Annotated in this window: 23 protein-coding genes; 14 read left to right on the top strand and 9 right to left on the bottom strand. The window is 72.3% G+C overall.

Annotation, left to right across the window (positions count from 1 at the left end):
• Positions 1-2,478 (bottom strand): DNA gyrase/topoisomerase IV subunit A, encoded by a 2,478-nt coding sequence (locus tag BM236_RS05115; protein WP_091121002.1) that lies wholly within the window; start codon positions 2,476-2,478, stop codon positions 1-3.
• A 136-nt stretch (positions 2,479-2,614) separates the two neighbouring features.
• On the opposite strand from BM236_RS05115, the gene BM236_RS05110 reads away from it, so the two are divergent.
• From BM236_RS05110 to pepN, 5 genes are read left to right on the top strand one after another with little or no spacing between them, the layout of a single operon-like run.
• Entirely contained in the window at positions 2,615-3,190 is a 576-nt protein-coding gene (locus tag BM236_RS05110; protein ID WP_091120999.1) for a dihydrofolate reductase family protein, read from the top strand.
• 23 nt (positions 3,191-3,213) lie between these two features.
• On the top strand, positions 3,214-5,913 hold the full coding sequence (locus tag BM236_RS05105) for a bifunctional acetate--CoA ligase family protein/GNAT family N-acetyltransferase (RefSeq protein ID WP_091120998.1): 2,700 nt from the start codon (positions 3,214-3,216) through the stop codon (positions 5,911-5,913).
• Between the two features lie 23 nt (positions 5,914-5,936).
• On the top strand, positions 5,937-6,518 hold the full coding sequence (locus BM236_RS05100) for a DUF5998 family protein (protein WP_091120995.1): 582 nt from the start codon (positions 5,937-5,939) through the stop codon (positions 6,516-6,518).
• A complete protein-coding gene (locus BM236_RS05095; protein ID WP_091120992.1) occupies positions 6,515-7,651 on the top strand; it encodes an alkaline phosphatase family protein in 1,137 nt (378 codons plus the stop codon). The genes BM236_RS05100 and BM236_RS05095 overlap by 4 nt, the downstream gene beginning before the upstream one ends.
• Before the next feature lie 40 nt (positions 7,652-7,691).
• Complete coding sequence (pepN, locus tag BM236_RS05090) at positions 7,692-10,109, top strand: aminopeptidase N (protein WP_091120990.1); 2,418 nt, start codon at positions 7,692-7,694, stop codon at positions 10,107-10,109.
• Between the two features lie 13 nt (positions 10,110-10,122).
• Here the strand turns inward: pepN and BM236_RS05085 are convergent, their stop codons facing one another.
• From BM236_RS05085 to BM236_RS05075, 3 genes are all read right to left on the bottom strand, one after another.
• Complete coding sequence (locus tag BM236_RS05085; RefSeq protein ID WP_091120988.1) at positions 10,123-10,785, bottom strand: thymidine kinase; 663 nt, start codon at positions 10,783-10,785, stop codon at positions 10,123-10,125.
• A 43-nt stretch (positions 10,786-10,828) separates the two neighbouring features.
• The gene (gene sepH / locus BM236_RS05080; RefSeq protein WP_245750176.1) at positions 10,829-11,854 is read right to left on the bottom strand and encodes a septation protein SepH; all 1,026 of its coding nucleotides are present in this window, start codon (positions 11,852-11,854) and stop codon (positions 10,829-10,831) included.
• A gap of 112 nt (positions 11,855-11,966) precedes the next feature.
• Positions 11,967-13,271 carry a D-arabinono-1,4-lactone oxidase gene (locus tag BM236_RS05075; protein WP_091120983.1) on the bottom strand — a complete coding sequence of 435 codons (1,305 nt, stop codon included), beginning with the start codon at positions 13,269-13,271 and terminating at the stop codon, positions 11,967-11,969.
• A gap of 75 nt (positions 13,272-13,346) precedes the next feature.
• Between BM236_RS05075 and BM236_RS05070 the strand changes: the two genes are divergently transcribed.
• From BM236_RS05070 to BM236_RS05060, 3 genes are all read left to right on the top strand, one after another.
• On the top strand, positions 13,347-14,450 hold the full coding sequence (locus BM236_RS05070) for a ferrochelatase (RefSeq protein WP_091120977.1): 1,104 nt from the start codon (positions 13,347-13,349) through the stop codon (positions 14,448-14,450).
• A complete protein-coding gene (locus tag BM236_RS05065) occupies positions 14,450-15,265 on the top strand; it encodes an inositol monophosphatase family protein (RefSeq protein ID WP_091120976.1) in 816 nt (271 codons plus the stop codon). Before BM236_RS05070 ends, BM236_RS05065 begins: the two co-directional genes overlap by 1 nt.
• Before the next feature lie 139 nt (positions 15,266-15,404).
• Positions 15,405-15,695: a DUF4193 domain-containing protein gene (locus BM236_RS05060; RefSeq protein WP_091120975.1), complete on the top strand. Its 291-nt coding sequence runs from the start codon at positions 15,405-15,407 to the stop codon at positions 15,693-15,695.
• A gap of 163 nt (positions 15,696-15,858) precedes the next feature.
• Here the strand turns inward: BM236_RS05060 and BM236_RS05055 are convergent, their stop codons facing one another.
• Together BM236_RS05055 and BM236_RS05050 are read right to left on the bottom strand one after the other, a co-directional pair.
• A complete protein-coding gene (locus tag BM236_RS05055) occupies positions 15,859-16,155 on the bottom strand; it encodes a DUF4235 domain-containing protein (RefSeq protein ID WP_091120974.1) in 297 nt (98 codons plus the stop codon).
• A 21-nt stretch (positions 16,156-16,176) separates the two neighbouring features.
• Positions 16,177-16,683, bottom strand: a complete 507-nt coding sequence (locus BM236_RS05050) for a DUF3093 domain-containing protein (protein WP_245750146.1) — start codon at positions 16,681-16,683, stop codon at positions 16,177-16,179.
• 112 nt (positions 16,684-16,795) lie between these two features.
• Here BM236_RS05050 and dut point away from each other — a divergent pair, with 112 nt between their 5' ends.
• Genes dut through BM236_RS05030 form a run of 4 tightly spaced genes read left to right on the top strand, consistent with a single transcriptional unit; the run spans position 16,796 to position 19,017 of the window.
• Positions 16,796-17,248 carry a dUTP diphosphatase gene (gene dut, locus BM236_RS05045; protein WP_245750175.1) on the top strand — a complete coding sequence of 151 codons (453 nt, stop codon included), beginning with the start codon at positions 16,796-16,798 and terminating at the stop codon, positions 17,246-17,248.
• 13 nt (positions 17,249-17,261) lie between these two features.
• Positions 17,262-17,927 (top strand): DUF3710 domain-containing protein, encoded by a 666-nt coding sequence (locus BM236_RS05040; protein WP_091120972.1) that lies wholly within the window; start codon positions 17,262-17,264, stop codon positions 17,925-17,927.
• On the top strand, positions 17,927-18,280 hold the full coding sequence (locus BM236_RS05035) for an OB-fold nucleic acid binding domain-containing protein (protein WP_091120970.1): 354 nt from the start codon (positions 17,927-17,929) through the stop codon (positions 18,278-18,280). The genes BM236_RS05040 and BM236_RS05035 overlap by 1 nt, the downstream gene beginning before the upstream one ends.
• A gap of 26 nt (positions 18,281-18,306) precedes the next feature.
• Positions 18,307-19,017 (top strand): DUF3159 domain-containing protein, encoded by a 711-nt coding sequence (locus BM236_RS05030; protein WP_245750145.1) that lies wholly within the window; start codon positions 18,307-18,309, stop codon positions 19,015-19,017.
• Positions 19,018-19,050: 33 nt separating this feature from the next.
• Here BM236_RS05030 and BM236_RS05025 read toward each other — a convergent pair whose 3' ends face one another.
• A complete protein-coding gene (locus tag BM236_RS05025) occupies positions 19,051-19,722 on the bottom strand; it encodes a potassium channel family protein (protein WP_091120968.1) in 672 nt (223 codons plus the stop codon).
• A 1-nt stretch (position 19,723) separates the two neighbouring features.
• Positions 19,724-20,386 (bottom strand): potassium channel family protein, encoded by a 663-nt coding sequence (locus BM236_RS05020; protein ID WP_091120966.1) that lies wholly within the window; start codon positions 20,384-20,386, stop codon positions 19,724-19,726.
• Positions 20,387-20,478: 92 nt separating this feature from the next.
• On the opposite strand from BM236_RS05020, the gene BM236_RS05015 reads away from it, so the two are divergent.
• Together BM236_RS05015 and BM236_RS05010 are read left to right on the top strand one after the other, a co-directional pair.
• Positions 20,479-22,503 (top strand): APC family permease, encoded by a 2,025-nt coding sequence (locus tag BM236_RS05015; RefSeq protein WP_091120964.1) that lies wholly within the window; start codon positions 20,479-20,481, stop codon positions 22,501-22,503.
• 36 nt (positions 22,504-22,539) lie between these two features.
• The gene (locus tag BM236_RS05010) at positions 22,540-23,775 is read left to right on the top strand and encodes a class I SAM-dependent RNA methyltransferase (RefSeq protein ID WP_245750144.1); all 1,236 of its coding nucleotides are present in this window, start codon (positions 22,540-22,542) and stop codon (positions 23,773-23,775) included.
• Positions 23,776-23,819: 44 nt separating this feature from the next.
• On the opposite strand, the gene BM236_RS05005 is transcribed toward BM236_RS05010, so the two are convergent.
• Positions 23,820-25,001, bottom strand: coding sequence for an MFS transporter (locus tag BM236_RS05005; protein WP_217645235.1), 1,182 nt, complete (start codon positions 24,999-25,001; stop codon positions 23,820-23,822).
• Positions 25,002-25,016 lie beyond the last annotated feature (15 nt).

Raw genomic sequence — 25,016 nt, 5'->3', positions numbered from 1 at the left:
TCAGCCTTCCACAGGCGAGGTGCCCACCAGCATTCCGGCCGGGCCCGAGCAGGCGTCGATCGGCTGCGGCGCCGGGACGCCGGAGCCGTCACGGCGGCCGTCGGCCGCGGGCAGCTGGATGGGGGCGCCGCTCGCGGCGGCGGCCCGTGCGGGGGCCGGCCCGGCCCAGGCGAACACCATGGTGTCCTCGCCCTTGAGGAAGCGGTGGCAGCGCACGCCGCCGGTGGCACGGCCCTTGGCGGGGTACTCGGCGAACGGCGTCACCTTCACCGACCCCGGCTCGGTGCCGGGCAGGGCCGTCGAGGAGCCGGAGGCGGTCACCACCACGGCGTCGGCGCCGGCGGGGATGGCGCCGAAGAAAGCGACCTTCGCGCCGGGCGCGATCCGGACCCCGGCCATGCCGCCGGCGTTGCGGCCCTGCGGCCGCACCGAGTCGGCACCGAAGTGCAGCAGCTGGGCGTCGGAGGTGATGAAGCAGAGCGTCTCGGACCCGGTCGTGAGCTGGACGGCGCCCACGACCTCATCGCCGTCGGCGAGGTTGACGACCTCCCACTCGTCGCGGTTGAGCACCTCGGGGTTGACCCGCTTGACCACGCCGAGCCGGGTGCCCAGCGCGAGGCCGGGGCCGTCGGTGGCCAGGGTGGTGAGCGCGAGGGCGCGCTCGCCGGGCTCGAGGGTGAGCAGCGCCGACAGGGGTACGCCACCCTGCAGGTTGGGGTCGACGTGGGTCGGCGGCAGGGCCGGCAGGTCGAGCACGCCCAACCGGAGCAGCCGGCCGCGGGAGGTGACCACGCCGATCTCCCCACGTGCGCTGGTGGGCACCGCCGAGGTGACGACGTCGTGGTTGGCCCGACCCTCGCCCGTGGTGATGGGGTCGGCGTCGGAGGTGCGCGCGAGGAGACCGGTCGAGGACAGCAGCGCGAAGCACGGCTCGTCGGCGACCTCGACGGACATCCGCTGCGCCTCGATCGCCGCCGTGCCGGCGCTGGCCAGCAGCACGGTCCGGCGTGGGGTGCCGTAGGTCTTGGCCATGTCGCCCAGCTCGTCGGAGACGACGCCGCGAAGCAGCTTCTCGTCGGCGAGGATCGCATCGAGCGCGTCGATCGTGCGCTGCAGCTCCTCCTGCTCCTTCTCGAGCTCGATCCGGGAGAACCGCGTCAGCCGGCGCAGCGCCATGTCGAGGATGTACTCCGCCTGCGCCTCGGAGAGGTCGAAGACCTGGATCAGCCGCTGCTTGGCCTCACCGGCGTTGTCGCTCGACCGGATCAGCTGGATGACCTCGTCGATGTCGAGGATCGCGATGAGGAGGCCCTCGACGAGGTGCAGCCGGGCGGCGGCCTTGTCGCGACGGAACTGGCTGCGCCGGCGTACGACGTCGTAGCGGTGCGCGAGGAAGACCTCGAGCAGCTCCTTGAGACCGAGGGTGCGCGGCTGCCCGTCGACGAGGCAGACGTTGTTGATGCCGAAGGAGTCCTCCATCGGCGTCTGCCTGTAGAGCTGCTCGAGCAGCGCCTCGGGCACGAAGCCGTTCTTGACCTCGATGACCAGGCGGGTGCCGTTGGCCATGTCGGTGAGGTCCTTGAGGTCGCTGATGCCCTGCAGCTTCTTGGTCTGGACGAGCGTCTTGATGCGCTCCATGACCTTCTCGATGCCGACGCCGTAGGGCAGCTCGGTGACGACGATGCCCTTGCGGCGGCCGACCGGCTCGACGCGGGCGGTGGCGCGGATCTTGAAGCTGCCGCGGCCGGTGGCGTAGGCGTCGCGGATGCCGTCGAGGCCGACGATGGTGCCGCCCGTGGGGAGGTCGGGGCCCGGCACGAAGCGCATCAGGTCCTCGACGGTCATCGCGGGGTTGCGGATCAGCTCGCGCAGCGCCGAGACGACCTCGACGAGGTTGTGCGGCGCCATGTTGGTGGCCATGCCGACGGCGATGCCCGTGGCGCCGTTGACGACCAGGTTGGGGATCGCGGCCGGCAGCACGCTCGGCTCGAACTCGCGGGAGTCGTAGTTGGGCCGGAAGTCGACGGTGTTCTCGTCGATGCTGGCCGTCATCGCGACAGCGGCGGGGGCCATCCGGGCTTCGGTGTACCGCATCGCTGCCGCGGAGTCGTCCGGGCTACCGAAGTTCCCATGGCCGTCGACCATCGGGAGCCGCATGGACCAGGACTGGGCCAGCCGGACGAGGGCCTCGTAGATGGCGCTGTCGCCGTGCGGGTGGACGCGACCCATGACCTCGCCGACGATGCGCGAGGACTTCACGTGGCCGCGGTCGGGCAGCAGCCGCATGTCGTTCATCATGTAGAGGATCCGCCGCTGCACCGGCTTGAGGCCGTCGCGCGCGTCGGGGAGCGCCCGGGAGTAGATGACGGAGTAGGCGTACTCGAGGAACGACGACTCCATCTCCTGCTTGATGTCGGTGTCGAGGATGTGCTCCTCGAAGTCGTCAGCGGGGAGCTCGGGGGTGTTGCGTCGTGCCATGGGAGGCATTGTCCCTGCGGGCACCGACGGTCCGGCGACCGCCACGCCGCCGCACCCGTCCTCAACCACATGGTTGACAATGTCGGAACAACGGAGCATCGTCGTCCTCAACCGAAGAGTTGAGGAAGGATCGGCGATGGCGAAGGTGATCATGCACGCGGTGATGTCTGTCGACGGCTTCATCGCCGACGACCACGACGACGTCGGGCCGTTGTTCGACTGGTACTTCAACGGCGACCAGGACCTGGGCTCCATGAACATGAAGTTGTCGGCGGCGTCGCTGGCCTACACGCGGCCGATGTGGGACTCGATCGGCGCCACGGTGATGGGCCGGCGACTCTTCGACCTCACCAACGGCTGGGAGGCGAAGCCGCCCGCCGGGGAGCACCTGCTCGTCGTCTCCCACCGACCCAAGCCCGCCGGCTGGCACCCGGAGGCCGACGTCCCGTTCTACGACGATGTCGAGGAGGCGATAGCGGAGGCGAAGCGTCGCGCAGGCGACCGGGTCGTCGCCGTCACCGCCGGCGTCATGGGCGGCCGGGCGCTCGCCGCCGGGCTGGTCGACGAGGTCGCCATGGACGTCGTGCCCGTCGTCTTCGGCCGGGGGAAGCGGTTCTTCGGCGAGGTCGACGGGCAGGTCCTGCTGGAGGACCCCGACGACGTCGTACGAGGTGATCGGGTGCTGCACCTGCGCTACCGCGTCGCGCGCTGATCGGCGCCCGATAGATTTCGGGTGTGACCCAGGCCGACGCCCCCGCCTACCCCTCCCACTGGGAGGCCGACGTCCTGCTCCGCGACGGTCGGACGGCGCACATCAGGCCGGTCCGGCCGGCCGACGAGGAGCTGCTCGTCGACTTCTACGACAACCGGGTCTCCGACACCTCGAAGTACTACCGGTTCTTCTCGCCGATGCCGCACCTGTCCCAGCGCGACGTCGAGCGGTTCACCCACGTCGACTACGTGACGCGGGTGGCGTTCGTGCTGATGCTGCGCGAGCGGATGATCGCGATCGGGCGCTACGACGTCACCGCGCCCGGCGAGGCCGAGGTCGCCTTCCTCGTCAGCGACGAGCAACAGGGCCGGGGGATCGGGCAGATCCTCCTCGAGCACCTCGCCCAGGCCGGTCGCGAGCGCGGGATCGAGAAGTTCGTCGCCGAGGTGCTGCCCGACAACGCGCGGATGATCCAGGTCTTCCGCGACGCCGGCTACCACGTGGCGAGCGGCTACGAGGACGGCGTCATCCACCTCGAGTTCCCGATCGACCCGACCCCGACCGCGATCGGGATCATGCTCAACCGCGAGCACGAGGCCGAGGCCAACTCGATCAGCCGCTTCCTCAACCCCCGCTCGGTCGCCATCATCGGCGCCTCGCGGCGCCAGGAGACGGTCGGCCAGGTGCTGGTGCGCAACATGGTCAACGCCGACTTCACCGGCCGGGTCTACGTCGTCAACCCGAACTCCTCGGCCGTCTCCGGCATGCCGGCCTACAAGTCGGTGCAGGACATCGATGGCGACGTCGACGTGGCCATCGTCGCCGTCCCGGCCGAGGCCGTTCAGGACGTCGTCCTCGACTGTGCCGCCAAGGGCGTGCACGGCCTCGTCGTCATCTCCAGCGGCTTCGCCGAGACCGGTGAGGAGGGCCGGCAGCGGCAGCGCCGGCTGGTCGGTCTCTCGCGCTCCTACGGGCTCCGGCTGATCGGCCCCAACGCGCTCGGCATCATCAACACCGACCCGACCGTCAAGATCAACGCCTCGCTCTCGCAGGTGATGCCGCCGCGCGGCCGCGCCGGGTTCTTCTGCCAGTCCGGCGCGCTCGGCAGCGCGATCCTGGAGAAGGTCCAGAACCGCGGCCTCGGCCTGTCGACCTTCGTCTCCGCCGGCAACCGCGCCGACGTCTCCGGCAACGACCTGCTGCAGTACTGGGAGGAGGACGAGTCGACCGAGGTCGTGATGATGTATCTCGAGTCGCTCGGGAACCCCCGCAAGTTCTCCCGGATCGCGCGCCGCGTCTCGCTGCGCAAGCCGATCGTGGCCGTCCGTAGCGGGCGTACGACGCAGGGCGTCCCCATGGGGCACGCCGTGCGCAAGATCGCCGCTCCGCCGCAGGCCGTGGACGCGATGTTCCGCCAGGCCGGCGTCATCCAGGTCGACACCCTCGAGGACATGTTCGACGTCGCCCAGCTGCTGGCCCACCAGCCCCTGCCGCGCGGGCGCCGCGTGGCGATCGTCGGCAACTCCGACGCGCTCGGCCTGCTCGCCGCCGACGCCGCCGCCGGCTCCGGGCTCGTCGTCAACCGGCAGATCCCGCTGCCGGCCGAGCCGACCGCCGAGGACTTCGAGGACGCCCTCGACAACGCGATCGACGACCCCGAGGTCGACGCGGTCGTGGCCGTCTACATCCCGCCGCTGTCGGTCAGTGGCGAGGACGTCGCCAACGTGCTCGCCGCCGTCGGCGAGCAGTCGGACAAGCCGCTCGTCTCATCCTTCCTGGGCGCCGAGGGCGTCCCCGAGCTGCTCCGGGTCCCCGACGTCGCCGGGTCGACGGCCGGCCGCGGCTCGGTGCCGTCGTACTCCTCGGTCGAGAGCGCCGTGCGTGCCCTTGCCCGCGTGGTGGAGTACGCCGTCTGGCTGCGCACCCCCGACGGGCCGGCCGACGACGCCGCCGAGGTCGACATCGACCGGGCGAAGCGGCTGGTCACCACGGTGCTGTCCAAGCGCCCGGCCGGCGGCGAGCTCGAGCGCGACGAGCTGGTCGACCTGCTCGCCAGCTACGGCGTCATCCTCTGGCCGACCCTCCCCGTGACAAGCCTCGAGGAGGCCCGGGAGGCCGGCCGGGCGCTGGAGTGGGACGTCGTCCTCAAGGCGACCGCCGACCACGTGCGCGAGCGTCCCGACATGGCGCACGTGTGGCGCAACATCAACGACGACCACGAGATGGAGGAGGCCTGGGCCTCTCTGACCGCCTTCGTGGGTGACGTGGACGCGGCCGGCTTCGTGGTCCAGAAGGTGGCCCGACCGGGCGTGCCGATGATCATCCGCAGCATCGAGGACCCGCTCTTCGGGCCGGTGGTCTCCTTCGGGCTCGGCGGGCCGATGAGCGAGCTCCTCGGCGACCGCAGCTATCGCATCCCGCCGCTGAGCCGCCGCGACGCCGCCGCGATGGTCCGTGAGGTGAAGGCGGCGCCGATGCTGTTCGGCTACCGCGGGGCCGACGTGGTCGACGTCGAGGAGGTCGAGCGCCTCATCCGGCGCGTCGCGCAGCTGCAGAACGACCTGCCCCAGATCAGCGCGCTCACCCTCGACCTGGTCCTGGCCGGTCCGGACGGTGCGACGGTGCTGACCGCGGCCGGCCGGGTGGAGCCGGTCGTCGACCCCCGCTCGGACTGGTTCGTCCGCCGGATGGCCACGCTTCCGGGCGACACCCTCCCGAACTGATCCTGCGTGACAGACTGACCCCCATGAGCAGCACCCGCACCGACGACCGCGCCATCGAGCTCCGCGAGGCGATCGATCGCACCGGCTACTACCCGGAGGTCGTCGCCGACGGAGTCCTCTCGGCGGTGGCGGGGGAGCACGTCGCGTCGTTCTTCGTCCACCACGAGCCGACCTTCGACCACGACGAGGTGCGTCGCCACCTCTCCGTCGTGGTGCTGACCCCGAGCCGGCTGATCCTCGCGCACACCGACGAGCACCCCGGTGACGACCTGCTGCCCGAGCCCTACACCTCGACCTCGACCGAGGCGGTCCGGCTCAGCGCCGTGAAGTCGGTCGTCGTCACCCGCATGGTCGCCAACCCCAGCAGCGGCCCGGCCGCCGCGGCCGAGGCGGTCATGACGATCGGCTGGGGCGGCGTCTCCCGCGTCGACCTCGAGCCGGCCGGCTGCTCGGACCCGCAGTGCGACGCCGACCACGGCTACACCGGCGTGCTCTCCTCCGACGACTTCTCGCTCCGGGTCTCCGCCGCCGCGGACGGCTCCGACGCGGTCAACAGCCTGCTCGCCTTCGCCGAGGCGCTCTCGGCGCGAACGCACTCCGCGTGAACGCCGCACAGCCGAACGGCTTCGTCGCGCCTGCGTACGGCGTCCGCTCGCTCGGCGACGTCGTGCCGGCCATCGGCGTCGCCATCGGAGCCACCCCGGCCGGTCCGACCGGCCTGACGCTGCCCGACGCCGCCTCCTACGTGGTCTTCCTGGTCGACGGGATGGGCGCGCGGCTGCTCGAGCGCTACGCCCACGCGGCGCCGTACCTCTCCTCGCTGCTGGACGGCCGGCCCGGCACCGCCGGCGTCCCGTCCACGACGGCGACGAGCCTCACCTCGCTCGGCACCGCGCTCACGCCCGGCGGGCACGGCATCGTGGGCTACACCAGCCGCATCCCGGGGACCGACCACCTGCTCAACGCGCTGCAGTGGAACAAGGACGTCGACCCGCACGAGTGGCAGCCCAACCAGACGGCCTTCCAGGCGATGCGGCGCCTCGGCGTCACCGTGACGGTCGTCAACAAGCGCGAGTTCCAGGGCAGCGGCCTGACCGAGGCGTCCCAGCGCGGCGCCGACTGGATCGGCGCCGACCGGGTCGGCGAGCGCATCGCGGGCGCCGTCCTGGCATCCTCCGAGCGCTGCTCGCTCACCTACCTCTACGACGGCGACCTGGACTGGACCGGGCACCGCTACGGCATCGCGTCGAGCCAGTGGCTGCAGCAGCTGTCCATGATCGACGCCGAGGCCGAGCAGCTGCGTGAGGCGCTGCCGCCGTCGGTGAGGCTGCTCGTCATCGCCGACCACGGCATGATCGACTCGCCGACCGAGTCCCGGCTCGACGTCGACGAGCACCCGGAGACCTCGTCACTGCGCGACGGCCTGGCCCTGCTCGGCGGCGAGGCCCGTTTCCGGCACCTCTACTGCCGCGGCGGTGCGGTGGACGACGTCGCCGCGACCTGGCGCCAGGTGCTCGGCGACCGGGCGACGGTGCTGACCCGCGAGGAGGCGATCGGCCGGGGCTGGTTCGGCCCGGTCTCGCCGGCGGTGCTGCCGCGGCTGGGCGACGTCGTCGTCGCCGCGCACGGTGACTTCGCGGTGATCTCGTCGGCCGGGTTCCCCTACGAGGCGATGCTGGTCGGCCTGCACGGGTCGCTCACCCCCGACGAGATGCTCATCCCGCTGCTCGTCGACTGACCGGCCCTGGGCGCTGGGCCGGTGCCCTAGGGTCCGAGGGGTGCCGTCTCTCACGCTCATCGAGGCCCGCGCGCGGGCGCAGCAGATCTCCGAGGTGTCCTACGAGGTCGAGCTCGACCTGACCGACGCCGACGGCCCGACCTTCGGCTCGCGCACGGTCACCCGGTTCCGATCAACGACCGAGAGCACGTTCCTCGAGTTGACCTCGGCCCGCGAGCTGACCGTCCACGTCGACGGCTCGCTCGTCGAGCCGGCGTACGACGGCCACCGGATCCAGCTGCGCCTCGACCCCTCCGAGGCGCTCCACGAGGTCGTCGTGGACGCCCGGCTGCCCTACACGACCGACGGCGAGGGCATGCACCGCGCGGTGGACGCCGCCGACGGGGAGACCTACCTCGGCGCCTACCTCGGGCTCGACATCGCGCAGCGGGTCTACGCCTGCTTCGACCAGAACGACCTCAAGGCGCCGATCACCACCTCGGTCGCCGCCGACCCGCGCTGGACGGTGCTCGCCAACGGCCGTGCCGTCGCCGACGGGGCCGCGAACGGGGACGGCCGGTGGACGTTCGAGGCCACGCCGCCGATCCCGCCGGCCCTCTTCACGGTCGCCGCCGGGCCGTGGCGGTCGGTGCGGTGGCAGCATGCCGGGCTGCCGTTCGGGTGGCACGCGCGCGCCTCCCTCGGCGTCGAGCTGGACCGCGACGCCGCCGAGCTCCGCTCCGTCACCGAGCGCTGCTTCGACCACTACGCCGGGCTGTTCGACGAGCCCTACCCGTTCGACTCCTACGACCAGGTCCTCGTCCCGGGCCTGAACTGGGGCGCCCAGGAGATGCCCGGCTGCGTCCTCTTCCGCGACGAGCTCCTCCCGCGCGGACGGGTGCCGGCCGAGACCCGCGTGCTCCGCGCCTCGATCATCGCCCACGAGATGGCGCACATGTGGTTCGGCGACTCGATGACGATGACCTGGTGGGAGGACACCTGGCTGCAGGAGTCCTTCGCCGACTACATGGGCTACCGGGTCGCGGCCGGGGCCGCTGGGTTCCCGGGCGCGCAGGTCACGCACGAGATCATGCAGAAGCCGGCGGCGTACCTCGCCGACGAGCGCCGCTCCACCCATCCTGTCGCCCCCGCGACCGAGGACGTGCCGGACGTCGACAGCGCCGCCACGATCTTCGACGCGATCTCCTACGCCAAGGGCAACTCGGTCCTGCGCCAGCTCGCGACCTGGCTCGGCGACGAGGCGTTCCTGCGCGGCGTCAACGACCACCTCACCCGGCACCGGTTCGCCAACGCCAGCCTCGCCGACCTCGTCGACGCGCTCGCGGACGCGACCGACCGGGACGTCAGAGCGTGGGTCGACCTCTGGCTGCGCCGCAGCGGCTTCGACACGCTCCGCGTCGAGCGTGTCGACGGCGTCCCGGTGCTCCACCGCGACGGCAGCCGTCCGCACCGTGTCACGGTGACGGCGTACGACGACGACCTCACCGAGGTCGCCCGGCTGCTGGTCGACGTCGCCGACGAGCCGATCCCGCTGCCGCAACTCGCCGGACGGGTGATCGTGCCCAACGCGGCGGGGGAGACCTTCGCCCGGATCGTGCTCGACGGCCGGTCCCGCGCCGCAGTGGCCGCGGGCCTGTCCGGGATCGGGGACGTGGTCGCCCGCGCGGTGCTGTGGACGATGGTCCTCGACGAGGTGGGCACCCGCGCGCTCCCGGTCGACGGACTCGTCGACCTGGTGGAGCGGCACCTGCCCGTCGAGCCGGACCCGACGGTGGTCACGGCGATCGTCGAGCACTCCCTCCGGCTCGTCCTCCTGCGAGCCGGAGCGGGCGACGTCGCCGGGCTCGTCGAGCGGGTGGCGGAGGCCTGTGCCGCGGGCCTGGCCGCCGCGCCGGCGCCGGACGTCGCGGCCGCCTTCGCCCGCGGCGTCGTGGTCGGCTCGATGGACGCCGACCTGCTGCTCGGCTGGCTGGACGCCGACGAGGTCGCGGGCCAGCCGATGACGCCGGCGCTCCGCTGGCGCGCCGTGCAGCGGCTGGCCGAGCTGGGGGCCGTCGACGCCGACGGGATCGAGGCCGAGCGTCGGCTTTCGCCCGGGCTGGAGGCCGACATCGGCGTCGCCGCCGCGCTCGCCGCGCGCCCTACTGCCGAGGCCAAGTCGGCAGCATGGCGGGTGGCCGCTGTCGCCGACGTCGGCAACCGCATCTTCGACGCCACCTTCCGCGGGCTGTGGGCGGCCGGCCCGGGCGACCTGCTGGCGCCCTATGTCGAGCGCTACCTTCGCGAGGCGCCTGGGTGGGCGGCTCGCGGTCAGGGGTTCGCGCAGGTCGTCGGCCGTGCCCGGCCGCCGTTCGCACTCACCCCGGCGCAGCTCGCGATGCTCGACGAGGCCTGCGCGGGCGAGCTCCCGACGGTCCTGCGCCGTCAGTGGGAGGACTGGCGCGACGACCTCGGGTGAGCGTCGGCGCGGCTCAGGCGAACGGCAGCGGCTCGGCGGAGAGCGAGACCGCCTGGGCGCGGGCGGCGGTGAGCTGGCGGCGGTGGTGCTGGCGGCAGAGCACCTCATAGGTCACCACGCCGGGACGCTGGGCCTCGGGCGTCTGGTCGTCGGTGTCGCCGACGACGATGACCTCGCCCTCGGTGACCATGATCCCGTCCTCGACGCGTGCGTTGTGGGTCGCCCGCTTGCCGCACCAGCACAGCGTCTCCACCTGGAGCCACTGGGTGGAGTCGGCGAGCTCGACCAGGCGTGCCGACCCCTCGAAGAGCCGGGTCCGGAAGTCGGTGAGGATCCCGAAGCAGAAGACGTCGATCTGCAGCTCGTCGACGATCTTGGCGAGCGCCTCGACCTGCTCGGCGGTGTAGAACTGGGCCTCGTCGCAGATGAAGTAGTCGATCCGAGCGCCGTGGGTCAGCGCCTCCACGGTGTAGCGCCAGAAGTCGAACTCGGGATCGACCTCGACGGCGCCGTGGGTGAGCCCGAGCCGGCTCGAGACGACCGCGGCGCCGGCGCGGTCGTGCGCGGTGAAGATGCGGCCGACGCGCCCGCGAGCCGCGTGGTTGTGGTTGGTCTGCAGGGCGAGGGTGCTCTTGCCGGAGTCCATCGGACCTGTGTAGAAGCGCAGTTCAGCCACGGGCGGTCATTCTGTCAGGCCGGCGATCGGGTGGTGCAGCGGCTCAGGAACCGCCGCCGCCGAACATGATCTCGTCCCACGACGGGACCGAGGCGCGGCCACGCTTCTTGGCCGGCGTACGTCGGGCGGGCTGCTCGGGCGCCGGGGCCGGCTCCGGGCTCGCCTCGGCGGCCGGCGCCTCCTGCTCGGGCCGTCGCTCCGGGCGCCGCTCAGGCTCGGCCTCGACGGTCGGCTCGATGACGGGCTCGGCCACGGGCGTCTCGGCCCCGGTGGTCGTCGGCGCCTCGGGCAGGAACGCCTCGAGCGGCTCGTCGATCGGCAGCACGTCGTCGATGACCGCGGTGGCCTTCGGGACGGGCGCGAGCCGGCGCTCGCGAACCTGGGCCAGGTCGTCACGGACGGGCTCGGGCTCAGGCACCACGAGGTCGCCGACGAGCCAGCGCGCGTCGTCGTTGTCCAGGGAGACGAAGTTGCCCGGCGGGTCGAAGGTCAGCTCGGCGGTGCCGGAGCGGCTCGGCGTCTCGTAGATCGCGACCAGCGACCAGCGACCGTCGGTGCGGCGCCAGGCGTCCCACTCGACGGTGTCCGCGAGGACGTCGAGGTTGCTCAGGTGGGCGGCCACGGCGGACCCGAGGGTGCGGGCGGAGGCCGAGGCGGCGGTGGTCTCGGCGGGCCGGCGGCGTACGGAGGCCTTCAGTGCGCGCTCGGCGATGTGCTCGCGCTCGGCGATGACCGGCGCCGCGAACGGCATGATCTTCTCGACCGTCGTGCCGGCGGCGTCGGCGACCGACTCCGGGCTCTCGCCGGAGCGGATCCGCGTCTGGATGTCGCGGGGGCGCAGGGTGGGGGCTGTCATGGGCGTCTTCTCCGATCGCCGAGGCTGGTCGGCCGCTGCCGGGGGTGTCGGAAGGGCCGTGCGGAGACTGTCGTCCACGGCGATGGCGAACTCGTTGCCGTCCTGGTCGACGAGGATCAGCCTCGCTCCGTCGCGGGTCACCGTGACAGGAGTGAGCTGCCGAGGACGACCCGATGGCTCGGGTGCCGGGCCCTGGTCGGGGACCGGTGTCATCAGGTGGGGCAGCTCTTCGGCGGACATCCTCTTCGTCTCTTGCTCGTCGGGTGCGGCCACCTTACGACAGCGCGCACCCCGATCCGGCCGCGCCACGCGGCGCGCCGAGCGATCAGGCGCCGAGCACCCGCTCCAGGTAGGGATTGGCGAACAAGCGGTCCGGGTCGAGTCGGTCGCGCATCGCCAGGAAGTCGCCGAACCGCTCGTACGCCGGCTCGAGGTCGGCCCGCGTCCGGGTGTGCAGCTTGCCCCAGTGCGGTCGCCCGGCCGCCGCGCGCAGGACCGGCTCGAGCAGCGCGAAGTAGGCCTCATGCGGCATGCCGCGGTGGGTGTGGAACGCGAGGTAGAACGAGTCCCGGCGGTAGGCCGTCGACAGCGGCACGTCGTCGGCGGGCGCGACCCGCAGCTCGACCGGGAAGGAGATCCGCAGGTCGGAGGCCTCCAGGACCCGGCGGCACTCGCTCAGCACCTCGAGCCCGTCCGGGCGCGGGACGGCGTACTCCATCTCGCGGAAGACGACGCGGCGCTCGGTCGTGAAGACGCGGTGCGCGGTGTCGGAGTAGGTGCGGGCGGCCATCACCCTGGCGTTCATCCGGTTCATGGGCGGGATGACCGCCGGCGCGTGGTTGGTCGCGACGCACATCGCGCCGAAGACGGTGTTCTGCAGGAGGTCGTCGTCGAGCCACGCCCTCCAGCGGGGGAGCGGCCGCAGCCCGTCGAGCGGGACCCGGGTGTTGCGCTTGGTGCTCAGCCGGTCGGTGTGCGGGAACCAGTAGGCGTCCACGTGGTCGGCGGACGCGGTCAGGTCGTCGAACGAGGCGTGGAACTCGTCCCACGACATCGGCTGCTCCACCGCCTCGAGACCGAAGAGCGGCTCGACCCGGAAGGTGATCGTCACCAGGACGCCGAGGGCACCGAGACCGAGCCGGGCCAGCTCGAGGACGTCGGGGTTCTCCTCGGCGGTGGCGGAGATCAGCTCGCCCGTGCCGGTCACCAGCGTGAGCCCGACGACCTGGGCGGACAGGCCGGCGACCCTTCCGCCGGTGCCGTGGGTGCCGGTCGAGATCGCCCCGGCCAGCGTCTGCTCGGCGATGTCGCCCATGTTGTGCAGGCTCAGACCGAGGTGCTCGAGGGCCGCGTTGAGGTGCTTGAGCTGCGTGCCGGCGTACGCCGTGACCGTCCCGGACCCGTCCGCCTGGCGGGCGACCGCCGTGATCCCGGTGAGCGCGGTGGGGGAGAGCATCGTCCCCGGAGGGGCGGCGACGCCCGTGAAGCTGTGCCCGGTGCCGACCATCTTGACCCGGCCGCCGGCGTCCCGCGCCTCGGTGACCGCCGCCACGACGTCGTCGGCGCTGCGCGGCGTCAGCACGCGGGTGGGCATGACCGACTCGAGCCCTGACCAGTTCTGCCACTGCATGGCGCCGAACCCTAGCCGCGGAGACCGGCGCGGGCCCCCGACACCGCTGACTTGGCGGGCAAATAGGCTGTCGGCATGGATGTCCGTCCGTACGACGCGCTGCTGCTTGTCTCCTTCGGTGGTCCCGAGAAGCCGGAGGACGTGGTGCCGTTCCTCGAGAACGTCACCCGCGGTCGCGGCATCTCGCGCGAGCGGCTCGAGGAGGTCGGGCAGCACTACTTCCTCTTCGGGGGCCGCTCGCCGATCAACGACCAGAACCGGTCGTTCCTCGACGCGCTCCGCGCCGACCTGACCGAGCACGGCGTCGACATCCCGGTCTACTGGGGCAACCGCAACTGGGCCCCCTACCTCGCCGACACCGTCGCTCAGATGGAGGCCGACGGCGTCACCCGGGCCGCCGTCTTCACGACCAGCGCCTACTCGTCCTACTCCTCGTGCCGGCAGTACCGCGAGAACCTCTACGACGCGGTGAGCGCCGCGCCGGGTGCGCCGGAGCCCTTCGTCGTCGACAAGCTGCGCCACTACTACAACCACCCCGGCTTCACCGAGCCGGTCGCCGACGCGGTGCTGGCCGCGCTCCACGACCTGCCCGAGGACGTGCGTGCCGAGGCCCGGCTGGTCTTCGTCACCCACTCGATCCCGACCGCGATGAACGACTCCTCCGGTCCGCCCTCCGCGGGCGGCGGCGCCTATCGCGCGCAGCACCTCGACGTCGCTGCCGTCGTCGCCGAGCGGGTGGCGGCCGAGACGGGTGTGCAGCACGAGCACGAGCTGGTGTTCTGCTCGCGCTCCGGCTCCCCGCAGGTGCCCTGGCTCGAGCCCGACGTCAACGACCGGCTCGAGGAGCTCGCCGCGGCGGGGACCCGCGCGGTCGTGCTGGTCCCGGTCGGCTTCGTCAGCGACCACATGGAGGTCGTCTACGACCTCGACACCGAGGCGCTGGCGACCTGCGAACGGCTCGGGCTGGCGGCCCGGCGTGCGGCCACCCCGGGCGACGACGCCCGGTTCGTCGCCACGGTCCGCGACCTGCTGCTGGAGCGGGCGGCCGTCGAGCGTGGCGAGGAGGTCGCCCGAGCGGCCGTCGGGTCGATCGGCCCGCTGTGGGACCGCTGTCCGGTCGGGTGCTGCCCCAACCTGCGCGACGGGTCGCGGCCGGCGCTGTGCGGGGAGGTGTCGTGATGAGCGCCGAGCTGCTCGACGTGGCGGTCCGCGCCGCCCGCAGCGCCGCCGCGCTGGTCCGCGAGCGGGCGGCTGCGGAGATCACCGTCGCCGCGACCAAGTCCAGCGAGGTCGACGTGGTCACCCAGACCGACCGCGACTCCGAGGAGCTGATCCGAGCGACGATCCTGGCCGAGCGGCCCGACGACGCGATCCTCGGCGAGGAGGGCGGCCTCCACGACGACGCGACGAGTACGACGGGTGTGCGCTGGATCGTCGACCCGATCGACGGCACGGTGAACTTCCTCTACGGCCTGCCGGAGTACGCGATCTCGATCGCGGCCGAGGTCGACGGGCCGGCCGGACGGAGCGTCGTGGCCGGGATCGTGCTCAACGTCGCGACCGGCGTGGAGTACACCGCGCATCGCACCGAGGACGGGGTCGTCTCCCGCAAGGACGGTGCGCCGGTCGGCGTACGGCCTCCGGCACCGCTGGCGCAGCGGCTCGTCATCACCGGGTTCAGCTACGACGCGGCGGTGCGCGAGCAGCAGGCGCAGTGCCTGGTGCGGCTGCTCCCGCAGGTCCGCGACATCCGCCGGCACGGGTCGTGCGCGCTGGAGCTGTGCCACCTGGCCGACGGACAGGCCGACGGGTACTTCGAGGTCGGCGTCAACCTGTGGGACTTCGCGGCCGGCGCGCTCGTTGCGGAGGGGGCCGGCGCGATGGTCGAGGTGCTCCCCGGGATCGCCGATCGGCAGCTCGTGATCGCGGCTCCGGAGCACGGCTTCGCAGAGCTGCGGAATGCGGTTCTCGAAGCGGGGTACGGCCGGGAATAGCCACCCGTCACCTGACGTTCATGCCACGCACTGCCGAACCGGTGTGCGGTTTGGGTGCGGCATGGTGCACAATCTCGCCCCGACGTACCGACTCGGGTGCGGTACGAGGGCGGGCATGCAACGAAGGGGATGGTGACGCATGGCAACGGACTACGACGCTCCGCGGAAGACCGATGAGGAGCAGTCCGAGGAGAGCATCGAAGAGCTCAAGGCGCGCCGTCACGACAAGAACTCCGGCAAGGTCGACGAGGACGAGGCCGAGGCGGCCGAGTCATTCGAGCTCCCCGGTGCGGATCTGTCGCACGAGGAGCTCGCGGTCGAGGTCAAGCCCAAGCAGGATGACGAGTTCACCTGCATGAGCTGCTTCCTCGTCCACCACCGCAGCCAGCTGGCTGACGAGAAGCGGATGATCTGCAAGGACTGCGCCTGATCCGAGGAGTCAACCCCTCCGCATCGAGGGGTCGATCCTCACGCATCGAGGGGTCAATCCCCACGCACCGAGGGGTCAACTCGGGGCACTACCCGTGCCCCCGGTTGACCCCTCGTTGCGTCTGGAGTGACTCCTCGACGCCGCAGGATTGACCCCTCGGGTGTCAGTCCTTCGCGAGCTGCGGCGGCAGGTGACCGGCCGACTTGACGTAGTAGTTGGCGGCCCGGCGCTGGGCGAACATCCGGGCGATGGCGACAGCGGCCCCGGTGGCGGCCGACCAGGCGACCGCCTCCCACAGCTGCACGTCCGGGTCCGCCGGGTTCTCCGGCGGCCTGCGGCGCGTGGAGACCTGCCAGCCCTTGTCGAGCGCCTTGCGCGCTAGCGCCGCCGCGCCGAGCGCCGCCACCGTGGAGAAGATCGTCCACGTCTTGGAGCCCTTCGAGCCCTTGTTCTTCGCCATGGACCCACCTTAGTAGGCGGTCTAGTCGGCGGCGTGTCCTGCCCGGAGCTGCGTCAGCGCGGCGGCCAGGCTCTCGGGGTGGCGGGTGGCGAGCAGCCAGTAGGGCGTCGGGTCGCGCGGGTCGGAGATCTGCACCCGGACCGCACGGGAGAGGTAGGGCCGCAGCAGCAGGTAGGCGCGGGCGTCGGCCTGCGCGCCGGCCGCGCGACGGGCCGCCTCGGGGTCGAGCGCCTCGGCCCGCCCGAGGTGGGCCGCCTCGATCCGCGCCCGCCCGGCACGCAGGTGGCCGCCGTGGCTGTCGTGGCCGACCTCGATGTGCGCCGACCCGTAGGCGACGAACGCGAGCGCCATCAGGGCGAGCACGGCAGCGATCGTCGCCCAGGCCCAGGGGGCCGGCATCGCCACGATCAGGGCGAGCCACAGGGTCGCCACGAACATCACTCCCTGCACCCACCAGCGCAGGGGCACGGACAGACGCTCCCGGTAGGCGGGCATCGGCCCGGTGCTGTCGGGAGCGGAGGCGGTCACGAGGGAAGAGTTTTTCATCAGGGCGTCCGGACCTGACGATAGGGTCCCGCGCGTGCCTGATCCAATCTCCGACCCCACCGCGACGGTCCCGACCGCCGACCCGACGCTCGAGGTGGCGCTGCACCGGCTCGACTCCGATCTGCCTCCGCCGGCGTACGCCCATCCCGGTGACGCGGGCGCCGACCTCGTGACGGCCGTGGACGTGCACCTCGCGCCGGGGGAGCGGGCGCTGGTCCCGACCGGCGTCGCGATCGCGCTGCCCGAGGGGTACGCCGCCCTGGTGCACCCCCGCTCGGGGCTCGCCGCCCGCCACGGGCTGTCGATCGTGAACACGCCCGGGACCGTCGACGCGGGCTACCGCGGCGAGATCAAGGTGCTGCTCATCAACCACGACCTGCACGAGCCGATCGAGCTGGCCCGCGGCGACCGGATCGCGCAGCTGGTCATCCAGCGGGTCGAGCGGGCGGCGTTCGTCGAGGTCGACGTCCTGCCGGAGTCGGTGCGAGGCGCCGGGGGTTACGGTTCTACCGGAGGGTTCGGCAGCACCGGGCCCGCGAAGTCATGAGGGAAGAGTCCAGGTGAAGTTCCGCCGCAAGTCCGCCGATCCTGCGAGCGTCGCCGACGACGCCGCCGACCTCCTCGAGGGGGCTGACACCTCCGGCGCCTCCGGCCTCCCGGGCGAGGACCCCGAGCCGGCCGGCCCGTGGGACGCCGACGAGCTGCCCGAGGAGCTCGCGGCCCTCGAGCGTGTCGACCTCGGCTCGATCGCGCTGGCGCCGTTCCCCGGCCGCGAGCTGCGGCTGCAGGTGGACGAGGCGTCCGGCGCGGTCCAGGCCGCCCTGCTGACCAGTGACGAGGGCGCCCTGGAGCTGCGCGCGTTCGCCGCTCCTCGCAACGGGGACCTCTGGTCGGAGGTGCGCCCCCAGCTCGCCGCCGACGTGCAGGCCCGCGGCGGCCAGGTCGCCGAGCGCGAGGGCCGGTGGGGCCCGGAGCTGCTGTGCCAGCTGGGCGTCCAGCTCGCCGACGGCCAGTCCGGCACCCAGGTCTCCCGGATCATCGGCATCAACGGACCGCGCTGGCTGCTGCGCGCCACCCTGCTCGGCCGCCCCGCCGTCGACGAGGAGTACGCCCAACCGTGGGAGGACGGGCTCACCGACGTCGTCGTCCGCCGCGGCGAGGGCGCGATGCCCGTCGGTGAGGCCCTGCCGCTCACGCTGCCGCCACAGGCGCAGCGGGTGCAGTGATGGGTCGCCTGCGCGAGAGGATCAGCCACTGGGCCGACACCGCGGACCAGGAGGCCCGTGACCTGCGGACCGCCTACGGCGCGAAGGACGTGGTCTGCATCGCCGACGCCCCCGACCGCGAGATGGTCCGGCTGCGCGGCACGTTGCGCACGGTCACCCTCCGTCCCCGCGGCGGCGTCCCCGCGCTGGAGGCCGAGCTCTTCGACGGCAGCGCGATGCTGACGCTGGTCTGGCTCGGCCGCCGCCACATCGCCGGCATCAGCCCCGGCCGGTCCCTGCAGGTGCAAGGCCGGATCGGGCTGCACGACGGCGTGCGGACGCTCTACAACCCGCGCTACGAGCTGATCCCGTGAGCGAGGCCCACCATGCAGCGAGTCCCGTGACCGAGCCCGAGCACGCCCCCTCCGTCGAGACGGTCGAGGCCGTCGTACGCCGTCAGATGGCGCAGTCGCTCGGCGGCCGGCGCGGCATGGTCGAGGCCGGCGTACCCGGCCTCATCTTCACGCTCCTCTGGCTCACCACGAAGGACCTCCGGCTCGCGCTGATCTCCGCGGCCGCGGTCGCGGGCGTCGCGCTGGCGGTGCGGCTGGTCCAGCGCTCCACGGTGCAGTACGTCGTCAACGCGATCGTCGGCATCGCCATCGGCTGGGCCTTCGTCCGGTTCGCGGCCAGCACCGGGGGCACCGAGGCCGAGCAGGCGCTCGCCTACTTCCTGCCGGGCATCATCTGGAGCGGCGTCTACACCGTCCTGATGGTGACGTCGTGCCTGGTCGGCTGGCCGTTCATCGGTTTCATGGTCGGCTCGGTGGCCGGTGACCCGACCGCCTGGCACGGCGACCCGCAGATCGTGCGGCTCTGCTCCCGGCTGACCTGGCTCTTCCTCGCGCCCGGCGCCATCGGCGTCCTGCTGCAGGGCCCGGTCTACCTCCTCGGCCACTCCGGCACCATCGACACGGACACCGCCGTCGCCGTCATCGCCACGCTCCGGCTCGGCCTCGGCTGGCCGCTGCGGATCGCGTCCTGGGGCGCGATGGTCTGGCTGCTCGCCCGCAACGGCACGCCGATCGAGCAGGAACCCGACGCCGCCTGAGCCCAGTGCTCAGCCGAGCCGAGGACGTGCGGCTCAACCGCCGTGCGACCTCGGCGCGAGCACCCGCTGGAGCTCGTCCTCGTTCTCGGAGGGCACGACGAACATCAGCTCGTCACCGGCCTCGACGGGCTGCTCGGGGTCGGGCGTGTAGACCATCCCGTCGCGCAGGATCGTGACGAGCGCGCAGTTCTCGGGGAACGGGATCAGGCCGGCCGGCTTGCCGACGAACGGGCTGCTGGCGGGGAGGGTGAGCTCGACCAGGTTGGCGTTGCCCTGACGGAACGTGAAGAGCCGGACCAGGTCGCCGACCGTGACGGCCTCCTCGACCAGGGCCGACATGATCCGCGGGGTCGAGACGTTGACGTCGACGCCCCACGCCTCGGTGAAGAGCCACTCGTTGTTGGGGTGGTTGACCCGGCCCACCGTGCGCGGCACGCCGAACTCGGTCTTCGCGAGCAGCGAGGTGACCAGGTTGACCTTGTCGTCGCCGGTGGCCGCGATGACCACGTCGCACCGGTCCAGGCGGGCCTCCTCCAGGGAGGAGAGCTCGCAGGAGTCGGCCAGCAGCCATTCCGCGTCGGGGACGCGCTCAGGCTTGATCGAGCCGGGGTCCTTGTCGATGAGCAGGATCTCGTGGCCGTTGGCGATGAGCTCGCGGGCGATCGAACGGCCCACAGCGCCGGCTCCGGCGATGGCGACTCTCATGTCAGTGCTCCTGGGGGCCGCGGGCGAAGACCTGGTAGGCGTGCTGCGCGTTCTCCTCGCGCATCACGACGTGCAGGAGGTCGCCCTCCTGGATGACGCTGTCCCTCGTCGGCAGCACGCCCTCGCCGAGCCGGTCGATCCAGGCGATCCGGCACCGCGAGTCCTCCTGGAGCTCGACCGTGCGGTGGCCGATCCAGGCGGGCGTGACGGGGAGCTGGTCGAGCCGGATCGTGCCCGAGGGGTCGCGGTAGTCGGGCTCGGCCCCGGCCGGCAGCAGCCGCCGCAGCACCTGGTCGGCCGTCCACTTCACCGTGGCGACGGTGGTGATGCCGAGGCGCTGGTAGACCTCGGCGCGGCCGGGGTCGTAGATGCGGGCGACGACCTGTTGGATGCCGAAGGTCTCCCGGGCGACCCGCGCGGCGATGATGTTGGAGTTGTCGCCGCTCGAGACGGCGGCGAAGGCGTCGGCGCGGCGGATGCCGGCCTTGTCCAGGACCTCCTGGTCGAAGCCGATCCCGGTGATCTTGTCCCCGTTGAAGCCGGGGCCCAGGCGGCGGAACGCGTCCGGCTCACTGTCGATGACGGCGACCGTGTGGTTGCGGTCCTCGAGACTCCTCGCGAGCGTCGAGCCGACCCGGCCGCACCCCATGATCACTACGTGCACGCGCCCACGGTAGCGGCACCCGGAGTGCACGGCGCCACGTGGCGTGCGAGCCGCGGCGACACTGGGCGGCTCCACCCCGTAGCCTTCCGCTCGTGGGTGTAGGCGACGTCTCCAAGCGGATCCTTCTCGGCCGCAAGCTGAGGAGCTCCCAGCTGGGAGAGACGCTGCTGCCGAAGCGCATCGCGCTGCCCGTCTTCGCCAGCGACGCGCTCTCGTCCGTGGCCTACGCACCGGACGAGGTCTTCATCATGCTGTCGCTGGCCGGCGCCTCGGCCTACGTCTGGTCATGGAAGATCGGCATCGCCGTCGCCTTGGTGATGCTGACCGTGGTGCTGTCCTACCGCCAGAACGTGCACGCCTACCCGTCCGGCGGTGGCGACTACGAGGTCGCGACGGTCAACCTCGGCCCGAACGCAGGCATCACGGTGGCCAGCGCGCTGCTCGTCGACTACGTCCTGACCGTGGCGGTGTCGATCTCGTCGGGAGTGCAGAACGCCGCCTCGGCGATCGGGTTCATCTCAGGTCACGAGGCGACGGTCGCCACCATCCTGGTGATCCTGCTCGCGGCGGTGAACCTGCGCGGCGTACGCGAGTCCGGGACGTTCTTCGCCATCCCGACGTACGGCTTCATGGCCGCGATCATCGGCATGGGGCTGTTCGGCCTCCTGCAGGACGTCACCGGCAACCTCAACCCGGTGGAGAGCGCCGACCTCACCGTGCTACCCGACGCCGGCCACCAGGGCGACCTGACCCAGCTCGGCCTGATCTTCCTGCTCGCGCGCGCCTTCTCGTCCGGCTGTGCCGCGCTCACCGGCGTCGAGGCGATCAGCAACGGCGTCCCGGCCTTCCGACGACCCAAGTCGAAGAACGCCGCCACCACCCTGCTCCTGCTCGGCGCCATCGCCATCACGATGCTGATGAGCATCGTCCTGCTGGCCAACCGGATGAGCCTGAAGTACGTCGACCCCGGCGACATCGACCGGCTGCGCAACCCGGACGGGAGCCGGCTGCCTGGGAACTACGACCAGCACACGGTCGTCGCCCAGCTGGCCCGGGCCGTCTTCCACGACTTCACGCCGGGCTTCTACTTCGTGGTCGCGATGACCGGCATCATCCTCGTGCTGGCCGCCAACACCGCGTTCAACGGTTTCCCGGTGCTCGGCTCGATCCTCGCCCGCGACGGCTTCGCCCCGCGCGCCCTCGGCTCGCGCGGCGACCGGCTGGCCTACAGCAACGGCATCCTCTTCCTGGCCGTCCTCGCGATCGTCCTCATCCAGGCCTTCAACGCCGAGACGACCCGGCTGATCCAGCTCTACATCGTCGGCGTCTTCGTGTCGTTCAACCTCAGCCAGCTCGGCATGATCCGGCACTGGACCCGACACCTGAAGACCGAGACCGACCCCGCCGTACGCCGGCACATGCAGCGCTCCCGGATCATCAACGCCTTCGGCCTGGGGATGACGGCCGTGGTCTTCGTGGTCGTCCTGCTCACGAAGTTCCTCGCGGGCGCCTGGATCGCGATCCTGGCGATGGTGTTCTTCTTCATCCTCATGCGCAGCATCCGCAAGCACTACGACCGCGTCGAGGCGGAGCTCGCGGCCGGTGACGAGGACAAGGTGATGCCGACCCGCGTGCACGCCATCGTGCTCGTCTCCAAGCTGCACAAGCCCACGCTGCGCGCGCTCGCCTTCGCGCGCGCCACGCGTCCCAACATCCTCGAGGCCGTCACCGTCTCGGTCGACGACGAGTCCACCGGGCGGCTGCTGCAGGAGTGGGACGAGCGCAACTTCGACCTCCCGCTGAAGGTGCTCCACTCGCCCTACCGCGAACTCGTGCGGCCGGTCGTCGACTACGCGTCGGCGATCCGCAAGTCCAACCCGCGCGGCGTGGTGGCGGTCTACATCCCCGAGTACGTCGTCGGCCGCTGGTGGGAGCAGTTCCTGCACAACCAGACCGCCCTACGCCTCAAGGGCCGGCTCCTGTTCACCCCCGGCGTCATGGTCATCTCGGTCCCCTACCAGCTGCGCTCCTCCATCGAGCACAAGCCCGACGACTGGGTGCGGCCGAGCTATCGCGACGGCGTCTCGAGCCGTCGCAGCGGGCAGATCGGCCGGTGACCCGGTGACGGTGGTGGGGCCGGTGGTGGGGCAGTGGTGACGCAGCGCCGTCGCCGCCCCTCCCGGACGCCGCGACCCAAGCAGGCCCGCGGTCGCTCCCGGGTCGGGGAGCGGTTCGAGGCGATGGCCGGGCCGATCGCGCACGGCGGCCACGTCGTCGTACGCGTTCCGACGGGCTCGGCCGACGACGGCGAGCCGGAGTCCCGCGTCGTCTTCGTCAGGCACGCCTTGCCGGGGGAGCGGGTCGTCCTCGAGATCACCGAGGGCACCGACGGGGACCGCTTCTGGCGCGGTGACGCCGTCGAGGTCCTCGAGGCGGCGCCCGGTCGGGTGGTCCCGCCGTGTCCGTACGCCGGCCCGCACAAGTGCGGCGGCTGCGACTTCCAGCACGTCGCGCCGAGCACCCAGCTCGAGCTGAAGACGGCGGTGCTGCGCGAGCAGCTGCTCCGGCTGGCCCGGCTCGACCCGGCCGACCCGCTGCTCGACACGCCTGTCGAGCCGGTGCCGGCGGACCCCGCCGACCCCAGCGGTCCTGCCGTTCCCGACGGGCTGCGCTGGCGCACCCGCCAGTCCTACGCCCGCACCCCCTCGGGGGAGCGGGCGATGCGCCTGCACCGCTCCCACGACGTGATCCCCATCGACGACTGCGTCATCGCCCGCACCGACGCCCGCGAGCCGGCGCCCGGCACGGTGACCGAGCTCGTGCTCGGCAAGGAGTTCACCGTCGCGGCCGACGGCTTCTGGCAGGTCCACCCGGGTGCGCCGCCGACCCTGGTCACCACGGTCCTGGAGCTGCTCGACCCGCGGCCGGGGGAGTCGGTGCTCGACCTCTACGCCGGCGTCGGGCTCTTCGCCGCCTTCCTCAGCGAGCGGGTCGGCCCGGACGGCCGCGTGGTCGCGATCGAGGGAGACCGCCGGGCGAGCGAGCTCTCCCGCGTCAACGTCCCGGCCGCCGAGGTCACCGCCGGCGACGTCGGACAGATCCTCGCCACGTCGTACGACGACCCGGTCGACCTCGTGGTGCTCGACCCGCCCCGCGAGGGAGCCCGGCGCGCCGTCGTCGAGCAGGTCGCGGCCCGGACGCCGCACGCCGTCGCCTACGTGGCGTGCGACCCGGCCGCGCTGGCCCGCGACGTGGCGATCTTCGCCGAGCACGGCTATCGACTCGCGGCTCTGCGGGCCTTCGACCTCTTCCCGATGACGCACCACTTCGAGTGCGTCGCGCTGTTGGAGAAGACGGGGTCCGGCCGTCGTCGGACCGACGCCGTCTGAGGTGGTCGAGGCCCTGCAGCAAATACCCGACGGATCGGCGCCGGTCAGGCGGCGACCGCAACGTGGCCCGTGCGGTGTCCAGCCGGCCGACGTGCGGGGCGCCCCTCGCTGCGGGCCAGGACGAGGGCCGGCAGGATCGTCGCTGCGACGAGGAGGAAGGCGACGCCGAAGCCACTGACGCTGAGCACCGCTCCGACCCCGATGGATCCGGCTCCCATGCCGAGGTCGTAGGCGCCGTTCCAGATCGCGCTGACGGTCCCGTAGTCCTGCTCCGCCACGCGGGCGTACATCAGGGACAGGGTGGCGTTCTGCAGCAGCCCGAAGCCGCCGCCGAAGACGGCTGCTCCGATGGTGACGAGGATCCCGCTGCCTGTCGCAGCCATCGCGGCCATGCCGATCGCGGACAGTGACACGCCGGGCACGAGCAGTCGGGTCTGGCCGCGCCGGTCGCCCAGGCGTCCGGCCGCCCACCGGGCCAGCGTCGCGGCGGCGGGCTGCAGCAGCAGGGCCGTCGGAGCGACCCAGCCGGCCTCGTCGGCGACGGCGAGCGGCAGGAAGGTCACCACGACGCCGGCCGCCGAGGCCGAGGCGGCGAAGATGGCGGCGGGTCGGACCAGGGCCGCACGCCGCAGACCTCGCCCGAGGCCGTGGGAAGCCTCGGAGGACGCGTCCCGAGCCGGCAGCGCGGGCACGGTGACGACCGCGGCGAGCGGGACCAGAGCAGTGACGACGAAGACCGCGCCGTAACCCCAGTGCGGCGCGGCCCACGTTCCGAGTGGCAGCGCCAGCAGTGCCGGTACGCCTCCCACCAGCCCGACGAGGGCCAGGCCCTCGCCCCTGCGCTCGGTCGGGATCAGCGCCGCCGTGAGCGCCCCACCGGCGACGACGCAGATCGCGAACCCGGCGCCGCGCACGACGTTGACCGCGAGCACGACGACCAATGCTGTCCCGGCCGGAGTGAGGAGCAGCAGGATCGGCGTTCCGAGGAGAGCCAGACCGGCGACGAGTGCCCGGCGGTATCCGAAGCGAGACACGATCGCGGGGGTGGCCATCTCCGTCGCCACCGTGGCGAGGAGCAGGGCCGCGTTCGCCCACCCGGCGGATGACTCAGCGCCCGCGGAGCCGGCGAACATCGGTACGACGGCGAGCGGCAGGTAGAAGCCGACAGCACAGGCGACGACGCTGACGAGGCGGAACAGCAGCGGGCGGGTCATCAGAGGGCTCATGCGTGCGACGCTAGA

The organism is Nocardioides terrae, assembly GCF_900112345.1.
Taxonomy (GTDB): domain Bacteria; phylum Actinomycetota; class Actinomycetes; order Propionibacteriales; family Nocardioidaceae; genus Nocardioides; species Nocardioides terrae.
This window is presented reverse-complemented; position numbering and strand designations above follow the sequence as displayed.

Bases quoted from the DNA above. Each gene is read 5' to 3' on its own strand.
- BM236_RS05110 (WP_091120999.1), top strand. From the start codon at position 2,615: ATGGCGAAGGTGATCATGCACGCGGTGATGTCTGTCGACGGCTTCATC.
- BM236_RS05115 (WP_091121002.1), bottom strand. From the start codon at position 2,478: ATGGCACGACGCAACACCCCCGAGCTCCCCGCTGACGACTTCGAGGAG.
- BM236_RS05025 (WP_091120968.1), bottom strand. From the start codon at position 19,722: ATGAGAGTCGCCATCGCCGGAGCCGGCGCTGTGGGCCGTTCGATCGCC.
- BM236_RS05055 (WP_091120974.1), bottom strand. From the start codon at position 16,155: ATGGCGAAGAACAAGGGCTCGAAGGGCTCCAAGACGTGGACGATCTTC.
- BM236_RS05075 (WP_091120983.1), bottom strand. From the start codon at position 13,271: ATGCAGTGGCAGAACTGGTCAGGGCTCGAGTCGGTCATGCCCACCCGC.
- BM236_RS05065 (WP_091120976.1), top strand. From the start codon at position 14,450: ATGAGCGCCGAGCTGCTCGACGTGGCGGTCCGCGCCGCCCGCAGCGCC.
- sepH (WP_245750176.1), bottom strand. From the start codon at position 11,854: ATGACACCGGTCCCCGACCAGGGCCCGGCACCCGAGCCATCGGGTCGT.
- BM236_RS05060 (WP_091120975.1), top strand. From the start codon at position 15,405: ATGGCAACGGACTACGACGCTCCGCGGAAGACCGATGAGGAGCAGTCC.
- BM236_RS05035 (WP_091120970.1), top strand. From the start codon at position 17,927: ATGGGTCGCCTGCGCGAGAGGATCAGCCACTGGGCCGACACCGCGGAC.
- BM236_RS05005 (WP_217645235.1), bottom strand. From the start codon at position 25,001: ATGAGCCCTCTGATGACCCGCCCGCTGCTGTTCCGCCTCGTCAGCGTC.
- BM236_RS05070 (WP_091120977.1), top strand. From the start codon at position 13,347: ATGGATGTCCGTCCGTACGACGCGCTGCTGCTTGTCTCCTTCGGTGGT.
- BM236_RS05100 (WP_091120995.1), top strand. From the start codon at position 5,937: ATGAGCAGCACCCGCACCGACGACCGCGCCATCGAGCTCCGCGAGGCG.